Raw genomic sequence first — 6,000 nt, 5'->3', positions numbered from 1 at the left:
TGCTCGGCAAGAACACCATCGCCATCAACGACATGGTATACGTTCGTCGCCCCATCGCTTCTTGCATCACTTGCGCGATTTCATCGGCCATAACCGCGGTCCGCGCAATACAAGCATCTATTTCGTCTAATCCACGCCCTAACCTGTCGGAAATATCCTGCATTCTGCGGCGATGATCGTCGGTCATCCACGGCAAACGCTCGCTCGACAGACGGGCATACACATCCCGTTGCGGTGCCATATATCGGCGCATCACAATCAACTGTTTGCGCAGCAACGCCAGAAAACCCCGTGGCGGGATTTGCTGATCGAGCAAATTATCTTCGAGATCGATAATTTTGTCGTGCAACTGTTCGATAAATTCGCTGGCATGATCCGTCAACGCATCGCAAACATCCACCAGCCAGCTCCCCGCATTTTGCGGGCCGGCGCCTTCTTTGAGATCATTGACCACGTCATCCAGCGCTAATACTCGACGCTGACGCGTTGAAACGATAAGCCGTTCATCAATGTATAACCGCATCGCGACGAGTTGGTCGGGGCGCTCATCGGTGCTGCCGTTAATACAACGCAGCGTGATCAGCGTCCCTTCGCCAATGCGCGTCACGCGAGGACGTAAACTTTCGCCAGCCAGCGCATCGCGGGCATAATTAGGCAGTAACGGAGTCGTCGCCAGCCAGTTTGCGCTTTCGGAGTGGGTATAATTTAAATGCAACCAACCAGGATGCTCAGCATCGATGGTGTCGTTATCTTCGATAGTATCGACGCCGCCTTTACCATCCAACTGCCAGGCTAATACGGCATCCGGCACTTGAAGATCGTGCCCTTTAATGGTTTCCAATGCATTTCTCCATGTATTGCCACATTTCTGTTGTCAGTCTAGCCGTCTTCTTTTGTTATGTAACTCGGAAAAATAGGCAAACTAGCTGAATTTACTGAATAAAAAATGTTACATTTCTGTTGGTTTCAGATATAGCTTTGCCACAACGGCATACGGAGAAAATGTTTGCTTGATAGACGCAGAAATTATACCAACTTAGATTTTCGCCTTAAGGTGATGCGTCAGCGCGCTATCACGACTAGTGGTGTCTGGTTTTTGTGGATTAACCTGGTGTTTTGCTTATTCATTTTAGGCCGACATTACTTTTCACCGATACAACAAATTGCCAGCATTACGCAGTCATATCCTGTTCTCGAAGTGCTAATGGGGCTGATACTGGCCATCACCTCTTCGGTGATTTTTCTTTTGCGCATGGCCCCCGATCAACACGCCGAGTGGCTGAGCAAATGCTTACATGTGGCGTTACTTTGCATCAGCGCTCTATGGGTAGTGTGTTTTTATATCTTCCTGGTTAGCGGCGATTCACGGATTGTTTTCCCCTTCGCAGCCTTACTCATTTTCACGGCGTTGATTTCTCTCTATTTTGATACCCGTGTGCTGCTCAGTTTTACCTTGCCCATTTGGGTGGTCATTCTGGTCTGTAATTTTGTTTATCCTTCTGACCTGACCGTGCTGAACGCGGTGTTGTACATTCTTCTGGCGGGTTTGTTTGAGTCTGGGCGACGTATTTTATGCGGTTGGTTTATTCTGGCCGTTCGCAGTGAGCATGAAAACAGAGATTTAATCCATCAGTTACAAACGTTAGCAAACCACGATCCGTTAACCGGCATTGCCAATCGCCGTGTATTCCATCTGCTGCTGGATAAAGCGCTGCAACGTCAGGAACAATGCAGCACGCCGCTGTCATTGATTATGCTGGATGTGGATCACTTCAAAAAATATAACGACCATTACGGCCATCAGGCCGGTGATGAATGCCTGATAAAAGTCGCCAAATGCCTTGAAGAGGCAACGCGTTCGACACAAGATGTGGCGGCGCGTTTTGGTGGCGAAGAATTTATTATGCTGCTGCCGGATACCACCGCGCAGCAAGCGATTGAAGTCGCAAAGCGCATTCAACAGAACTTAAAGGCGCTGGAAATTCCTCATGCCGAATCGCCAGTCTCACCTTACGTCACAATGTGCCTGGGTATCGCGAGCTGGACGCCCGATATTTCTGCTACGCGGCTAATTGCGCAGGCTGATGAGGCGCTGTATCGGGCCAAGGCACAGGGGCGTAACCAGTGGCAACTTTCCCACACTGAAGAATGAGAAAATAATGAAAATTGGCGTTCTATTTCCGATAGCAATCATCATTGCCGCAATTGTGTTTATTACCTGGTTTATTGTCGGTGGCTACGCAACTTCCGCTTCGTAAAAACAGTAAAGGCCCCGTCAGGGGCCTTTAAAAAGGTTTTGTCGAATGACGCTGCTATCCGACCTACAAGACCTTCATTTATTTGTGCGCCACAATGTACATCGTACGGCTATAAGCGACATCTTCCGGGTTATTAATCGGATAACCTTTCAGCCATGGTTTGATTAAGCGGCCATTGGTGTACTGATAAATCGGGGCGATTGGCGCTTTCTCCTGGATGATTTTCTCAGCCATGTTGTAGTCTTTATTACGCGCCGCGTCCGTGGTTTCCTGGCTTGCCTGCTCCAGAATTTTGTCGTATTCCGGCGAGTTGAAGCGCGAAATATTGCCGCTGTGCGATGACGTTAACAACGACAAGAAAGTAGACGGTTCGTTGTAATCCCCCACCCACGAAGCACGAATCACATCAAAATTACCGGTGTTACGGCTGTCGATGTAGGTTTTCCACTCCTGGTTTTGCAGCTTCACATCCACGCCGAGATTTTTCTTCCACATGGACGCCACCGCGATGGCAATCTTCTGGTGGTTTTCGGAAGTGTTATACAACAGCGTTAATTTGAGTGGTTTGTTCGGGCCATAGCCTGCCGCTTGCAGCAGGGTTTTTGCCTGCGCGTTGGCTTCTTCCTGGCTCATTTCCTCAAACGGTGAAGGCTCGGGTTTAAAGCCAGCCGTGACGTCTGGAGTAAAGCGCCACGCCGGTTTCTCGCCGGTACCCAACACTTTATCCGCCATAATATGACGGTCGATCGTCATGCTCAGAGCCAGGCGCACACGCTGGTCAGCCGTCGGCCCTTTCTGGGTGTTAAAGGCGTAATAATACGTGCCCAACTGCGGCGGGGTATAAACCTGGCCTGGAATATCTTTCAGCAGTTTTTGATAGAGATTTTTCGGGAATGACTCGGTGATATCAATGTCTCCCGCCAGATAACGCTTGGTTGCGGAAGATTCCTGGTTGATCGGAATAAACGTCACCTGAGTGATGACCGTCTTGCCATTATCCCAGTAGTTTTTATTCTGCACCGCCACCAGTTTTTCATTCACGATGCGGTCTTTCAGCGTATACGCGCCGTTACCGACCAGGTTTCCTGGCTTAGTCCAGTCATTACCAAATTTCTCAACCACCGCTTTTGGCACCGGATAGAACGAGAAGTTGGCCGTCAGATTTGGGAAATACGGAACGGGTTTGTCGAGACTCACACGCAGGGTTTTGGCATCCACCGCCGTCACGCCCAGTTTATCCGCAGGCATTTTGCCGTCGATAATCGCCTGTGCATTGTTGATGCCCGCCAGTGCCGCAAACCAGGCAAATGGCGAGGTGTTTTTCGGGTCAACCAGACGTTGCCAGCTGTAGACAAAATCTTGTGCAGTAACCGGCGTGCCGTCAGACCAGCGCGCATCATCACGCAGAGTAAACGTCCAGGTGCGGTTGTCATTGCTTTGCCATTTGGTCGCAACACCCGGTTCTAGCTGCCCTTTCTCGTTTTGGTTGACCAGGCCTTCAAACAAATCGCGGATCACCTGAATTTCCGGTAATCCCACCGCTTTTGCCGGATCAAGCGAAGCAGGTTCATCTTTGATATGGCGAACCAGACTTTGGTCAGCCGCAAGTTTGGTGCCAGCAGGGACGTCGGCCGCCCATGCGTTAGAAAAGAGGCTGGCGATGGCTAACGCGCAACAAGTAGTCAAAAAACGCTTTTTCATGTTTTACCCTTATGAATAATTTTGTGTGGGACAGCACGACGCTCACGCCAGTGACAGACAAACAATGTAACGCAATCAACTGTTTTGCCAATAACAAAAATAAATAACGTGACGAAAATCGCCCAGAATTGTGTTTTTTTCGGAAATCAGTGAGAGGCTATTTTAATGTCCTGATATTTTCTGAACTGGTCAGACAGGAGATTGTTTCAGATGAGTTTTTTTTAAATCACTGCTATTACTATCCGCAAGAACAATCTAAGAGATCTAAGGAACACTATGACAGCCCACCGCCCTCGTTCACAACGCGGCCATTTGCCTCCGGGCAGCGAGCGTTACGGAAAATCGGTTTTCGGCGCACCGCTTATTTGGTTCCCGGCAGCGCCGAGTGAACAACGCAGCGGCTTAATTATTGCGGGGACGCATGGCGATGAAAACGCGGCGATGGTCACGCTTTCTTGCGCTTTGCGCACGCTGGAGCCAGAACACCGCCGTCATCATGTGGTGCTGGCGGTGAATCCCGACGGCTGCCAGCTCGGTTTACGTGCTAATGCCAACGGTGTGGATTTAAATCGTAACTTCCCGGCGGCTAATTGGAAGTCAGGCGAGACGGTGTATCGCTGGAACAGCAGCGCCGACGAGCGTGACGTAGTGCTTTCAACCGGCAAAAAGCCAGGTTCTGAACCAGAAACCGCCGCGCTTTGCCAGTTGATCCACACCTTGCAACCCGCATGGATTGTCTCGTTCCACGATCCATTAGGCTGTATCGAAGATCCTGATAACTCGCCGCTTGGCGCATGGCTTGCTGAGAAATTTGAATTGCCACTGGTGACCAGCGTGGGTTACGAAACGCCGGGCTCTTTTGGAAGCTGGTGCGCAGATTTGGACTTGCCGTGTATCACCGCAGAATTCCCGCCCATCTCGGCTGACGAAGCGAGTGAGCGGTATCTGGATGCCATGATGGGTTTATTACACTGGCATAAATAGCCAGAAGTTACGGATAGAGTTTGCCGGTTTCAAAGTGCAAGCCTGGCTCGACATCTACCGCGAGCCAGGTCGGGCCATCAAGATCGGCAAAGCGGACTTTCGCCGCCAGCGGTAATGCGGCGGCGATAGCTCTGGAAGTACACAACATACAACCTAACATCACATCAAAACCGGCTTCGCGAGCGGCTTGCGTTAAGGCCAGCGCTTCGGTTAACCCGCCGGTTTTATCCAGCTTCACATTTACCATTTCGTAGCGCCCTTTCAGCTCGGCCAGGCTTTCACGGGTATGGCAGCTTTCATCGGCGCAAATCGGCAACGGGTGGATGAAATTCGATAACGCGCTGTCCTGCCCCGCAGGCAACGGCTGTTCAAGCATGGCGACATTGAGATCGGCGAGTAACTGACAACGCGCCGCCAGCCCGTCACTTTTCCAGGCTTCGTTGGCATCCACGATAATGACCGCTTCCGGCACGGCTGCACGAATCGCCACCATGCGCTCGGTAATCAGTCGGTCGTCAATTTTGACCTTTAACAGACGCGCGCCTTTATCCCACAGCAGTTTGGCCGCCGCCGCCATTTGTTCCGGCTCGGCGATGCTGACCGTTTGTGCGGTAGTCACCATTTCCGGGAGTTGAACGCCCGCGATATGCGACAACGTGCGCTTATGGCGACGGGCTTCTAAATCCCATAATGCGCTATCAACGGCATTACGCGCCGCCCCCGCAGGCAGTGCATCCTGCAATTGCGTGCGCGTCATCCCTGTTTCCAGTTGCGCAATCACGGTAGTGATTTGCGCCAGCACGGATTCCACGCTTTCGCCGTAACGCGGATACGGCGTGCATTCGCCCACCGCTTTAATTCCATCTTCTTCCAGCTCAACCACCACAACTACCGCTTCGCTGCGCGTTCCGCGAGAAATGACAAACGGTGTATGGAGGGGCCACGCTTCCTGGTAAACCTTGACTGATCTCATTATTGTTTTGCCTGTCGTCGTTGTTTGTATCCTTCGCAGAGTATAGCCAGCGAACACTTTTACTTGCACTATCAGTTTTTTATA

At 51.0% G+C, this 6,000-nt stretch carries 6 protein-coding genes; 3 read left to right on the top strand and 3 right to left on the bottom strand.

Features of this window, described 5'->3' with window-relative positions; genetic code table 11:
• Positions 1 to 841, bottom strand: an 841-nt coding sequence (gene zntB / locus D6029_RS01010) for a zinc transporter ZntB (RefSeq protein ID WP_120062964.1), incomplete at its 3' end; no start/stop codon positions are given.
• Positions 842 to 1,057: 216 nt separating this feature from the next.
• Between zntB and D6029_RS01005 the strand changes: the two genes are divergently transcribed.
• Both D6029_RS01005 and D6029_RS22380 read left to right on the top strand, forming a co-directional pair.
• Positions 1,058 to 2,152: a GGDEF domain-containing protein gene (locus tag D6029_RS01005; protein ID WP_120062963.1), complete on the top strand. Its 1,095-nt coding sequence runs from the start codon at positions 1,058 to 1,060 to the stop codon at positions 2,150 to 2,152.
• A gap of 7 nt (positions 2,153 to 2,159) precedes the next feature.
• A complete protein-coding gene (locus tag D6029_RS22380) occupies positions 2,160 to 2,258 on the top strand; it encodes a YoaK family small membrane protein (protein ID WP_147365209.1) in 99 nt (32 codons plus the stop codon).
• Between the two features lie 78 nt (positions 2,259 to 2,336).
• On the opposite strand, the gene D6029_RS01000 is transcribed toward D6029_RS22380, so the two are convergent.
• Positions 2,337 to 3,959, bottom strand: a complete 1,623-nt coding sequence (locus D6029_RS01000) for a peptide ABC transporter substrate-binding protein (RefSeq protein WP_120062962.1) — start codon at positions 3,957 to 3,959, stop codon at positions 2,337 to 2,339.
• Positions 3,960 to 4,235: 276 nt separating this feature from the next.
• On the opposite strand from D6029_RS01000, the gene mpaA reads away from it, so the two are divergent.
• Positions 4,236 to 4,943, top strand: a complete 708-nt coding sequence (gene mpaA / locus D6029_RS00995) for a murein tripeptide amidase MpaA (protein WP_120062961.1) — start codon at positions 4,236 to 4,238, stop codon at positions 4,941 to 4,943.
• 7 nt (positions 4,944 to 4,950) lie between these two features.
• Here mpaA and ycjG read toward each other — a convergent pair whose 3' ends face one another.
• On the bottom strand, positions 4,951 to 5,916 hold the full coding sequence (gene ycjG / locus D6029_RS00990) for an L-Ala-D/L-Glu epimerase (RefSeq protein ID WP_120062960.1): 966 nt from the start codon (positions 5,914 to 5,916) through the stop codon (positions 4,951 to 4,953).
• Between the last annotated feature and the right edge of the window lie 84 nt (positions 5,917 to 6,000).

It is taken from the genome of Buttiauxella izardii, from assembly GCF_003601925.1.
GTDB lineage: Bacteria > Pseudomonadota > Gammaproteobacteria > Enterobacterales > Enterobacteriaceae > Buttiauxella > Buttiauxella izardii.
Note: the sequence above shows the minus strand (reverse complement) of the source record. Positions and strands in the feature narration are given on the sequence as shown.